Raw genomic sequence first — 3065 nt, forward strand, 5'->3', positions numbered from 1 at the left:
CTGCTGCTGTACTCGGCACGCCGGCACGAGGAACTGATCTGTGCCGATGAACTGGCCGCGATGGCGGGCGACGATCCGTCGCTGCGGCTGGTCTTCATCACGACGCGCGAGCCGCGCCGCCGGCCCGGCGACCTCGATCGCCGGCTGGACGACGCGCTGCTGCGCGAAGCGCTGGCCGGCTGGGGGCACGCGCCCGCGGCGTCATTCGTCTGCGGCGCGACGCCGTTCGTCGAGGCCATCGCCTCGGGGCTGCGAGCGGCCGGCATCGACGCCTCGACGATACGCACCGAGCGCTACGGCGGGGCCTGAGCCCGGGCCGAGCGCCGGACGAGAGGCATCATCTCCGGCGACAATCCGCCGATGCCCCGCCCCACCCTGCGCACCGTCTGCGCCCACCGCTACGTCACGCCGCTGCGCGAAGGCGGCTCGCTGCCCGCGATCATCGAGGCCGATGACCAGGGCCTGTACGTGCTCAAGTTCCGCGGCGCCGGCCAGGGCCCGAAGGCGCTGATCGCCGAGCTGGTGTGCGGCGAGCTGGCGCGCGTGGCCGGCCTCGCGGTGCCCGAGATCGTGCTGGTCGAGCTCGAGGCCGAACTCGCCCGCACCGAGCCCGACCCCGAGATCCAGGACCTGATCCGTGCCAGCGCCGGCCTGAACCTCGCGCTCGACTACCTGCCCGGCTCCGTCACCTTCGACCCGCTGGCCGACCAGCCGGCCGCCGACATCGCATCGGCCATCGTCTGGCACGACGCTTTCGTCACCAACGTCGACCGCACGCCGCGCAACAGCAACCTGCTGATGTGGCACCGCCGGCTGTGGCTGATCGACCATGGCGCGGCGCTGTATTTCCATCACGCGTGGGATGGCCACCTCGACCGCGCCGCCAGCCCTTTTGCGCTGGTGCGCGACCATGTGCTGCTGCCGTTCGCCGCCGCGCTGCCCGAGGCCGATGCGCGCATGCGCGAGGCGATCACGCCGAAGGCCATCGCCGACATCGTCGCGCTGATCCCCGATGCGTGGCTCGACGAGCCCGAGGTCTTCGCCGACCCTGCCGCGCACCGCCAGGCCTATGCCGATTACCTGGCGCGCCGGCTGGCGTCGTCGAACGTTTTTGTCGAGGAGGCGATCCGTGCCCGCTCCCAGCTCCGCTGACCTCTGCACCTACGACTACGCGATCGTCCGCGTGGTGCCGCGGGTCGAGCGCGGCGAGTTCATCAACGTCGGGGCGATCGTCTCGTGCGCGCCGTCGGGCTTCCTGCAGGCCGGCATCGAGGTCGACGAGGCCCGCCTGCTGGCGCTGGACCCGGGCCTGGACCTGGCCGCCATCCGCGCCTCGCTGGCCGCGATCCCGGCGATCTGCCGCGGCGGCGCCGAGGYGGGTGCGCTCGGCCGGCTGCTGCCGCGCGAGCGGTTCGACTGGCTGGTCGCGCCGCGCAGCACGGCGATCCAGACCTCGCCGGTGCACACCGGCCGCTGCCGCGACCTGCCGGGCGCGCTGGAGCGGCTGCTCGATGCGATGGTGCGGCCGCGCCGCCCTGCCTGATCGGCCGGCGGATCAGCCCAGGTAGCGGTTTTCGAGGTGCCGGCGGAAGTGCAGCGGGTTCAGCGGCTCGCCGCTCGCGCGCACCGCGAGTTCGGCCGTCGTCCAGCGGCTCGCCTGCTGCCACACGTTCTCGCGCAGCCAGTCGAACACCGGTGACAGGTCGCCGGCGGCGATGCGTGAATCCAGGTCCGGGTGCTGGCCGCGCAGGGTCGCGAACCACTGCGCCGCGTACATCGCGCCCAGCGTGTAGCACGGGAAATAGCCGAACAGGCCGTCGGGCCAGTGCACGTCCTGCAGCGGGCCGTTGGTGAAGTTGCCGCGGGTGTCGACGCCCAGCAGTTCCATCATGCCGGCGTCCCACAGGCCGGGAATGTCTTCCGGCTCGATCTCGCCTTCGATCAACGCACGCTCGATCCGGTAGCGCAGGATCACGTGGGCCGGGTAGGTCACCTCGTCGGCATCGACGCGGATGAAGCCCGGGTTCACGCGCGTGACCAGGCGGTAGAGGTTGTCGGGTGCAAAGGCCGGTTGCGCACCGAAATGCGTGGCCAGCATCGGCGCCAGCAACTGCGTGAAGCCGCGGCTGCAGCCGAGTTGCATCTCGAAACTCAGGCTCTGGCTCTCATGCAGGGCCATCGAGCGCGCACTGGACACCGGCTGGCCGAGCCAGCTGCGCGGGCGGTTCTGCTCGTAGCGGCCGTGGCCGGTCTCGTGGATGGTGCCCATCAGGCTTTGCAGGAAGCCGTCTTCGCGGTAGCGGGTGGTCAGGCGCACGTCTTCTGGCACGCCGCCGGAGAACGGGTGGGCGCTGGTGTCGAGCCGGCCGGCCTCGAAATCGAAGTCCAGCAGGTGCATCACGGCCTCGCACAACCGGCGCTGCTGCTCGACGGGGAACGGGCCCACCGGCTCGAGGCAGGTTTCGCGCGACTGGCGGTCGCGCACCTGGGCGATCAGGCCGGGCAGCCATTGCCGCAGGTCACCGAAGACGCGGTCGACCTCGGCGCTGGTCATGCCGGGTTCGTAGCGGTCCATCAGCGCGTCGTACTTCGACAGGCCGGTCTGCTCCGACAGCAGCCGGGCTTCTTCGCGGCCGACGCGCAGCACCTCGCGGAAATTGACGACGAAGCCGGCCCAGTGGTTGGCCGGCCTCTGTGTGCGCCAGGCGTGTTCGCAGCGCGCGGTGGCCAGCGAGCGCGCCTGCACCAGCGATTCGGGCAGCGCATTGGCGAGCCGCCATTCGCGCTGGATCTCGCGCAGGTTGGCGCGCTGGAAATCGTCGAGCGGTTCCTGCCCGGCGCGCTCGATGTCGCCGGCGGTCGATGGATCGGTGCGCAACCGATGCATCAGCGCAGAAAGCTCGGCCACCGCGGCGGCCCGGGCATCGTTGCCCTTGGGCGGCATCATCGCCGCCTGGTCCCAGCCGGCGATGGCGCGAAGGTGATCGAAGTGGTGAAGGCGCTGGCTCAGGGCGGCCAGCGCGTCATAGGCGGGTGTCTTGGCAGTCATGTCATCGATGCGTAGT

General features: G+C 71.1%; 4 protein-coding genes. 3 read left to right on the forward strand and 1 reads right to left on the reverse strand.

The annotated features are described in order from the left end of the window. The 3 genes from AC1D01_RS27540 to AC1D01_RS27550 all read left to right on the forward strand — a co-directional run. A partial coding sequence (locus AC1D01_RS27540) for a ferredoxin--NADP reductase (protein WP_477872063.1) occupies nt 1-309 on the forward strand: 309 nt, incomplete at its 5' end. A gap of 51 nt (nt 310-360) precedes the next feature. Continuing rightward, the gene (locus AC1D01_RS27545; RefSeq protein ID WP_477872065.1) at nt 361-1152 is read left to right on the forward strand and encodes a HipA family kinase; all 792 of its coding nucleotides are present in this window, start codon (nt 361-363) and stop codon (nt 1150-1152) included. Continuing rightward, nucleotides 1130-1543 carry a DUF3037 domain-containing protein gene (locus AC1D01_RS27550; protein ID WP_477872067.1) on the forward strand — a complete coding sequence of 138 codons (414 nt, stop codon included), beginning with the start codon at nt 1130-1132 and terminating at the stop codon, nt 1541-1543. The genes AC1D01_RS27545 and AC1D01_RS27550 overlap by 23 nt, the downstream gene beginning before the upstream one ends. 12 nt (nt 1544-1555) lie before the next feature. Here AC1D01_RS27550 and AC1D01_RS27555 read toward each other — a convergent pair whose 3' ends face one another. Next, nucleotides 1556-3049 (reverse strand): carboxypeptidase M32, encoded by a 1494-nt coding sequence (locus AC1D01_RS27555; protein ID WP_477872069.1) that lies wholly within the window; start codon nt 3047-3049, stop codon nt 1556-1558. Between the last annotated feature and the right edge of the window lie 16 nt (nt 3050-3065).

The sequence above is a fragment of the Rhizobacter sp. P3_B12 genome, assembly GCF_056402895.1.

Coding starts and splice junctions, on each gene's coding strand:
- AC1D01_RS27545 (WP_477872065.1), top strand. CDS start 361: ATGCCCCGCCCCACCCTGCGCACCGTCTGCGCCCACCGCTACGTCACG.
- AC1D01_RS27555 (WP_477872069.1), bottom strand. CDS start 3,049: ATGACTGCCAAGACACCCGCCTATGACGCGCTGGCCGCCCTGAGCCAG.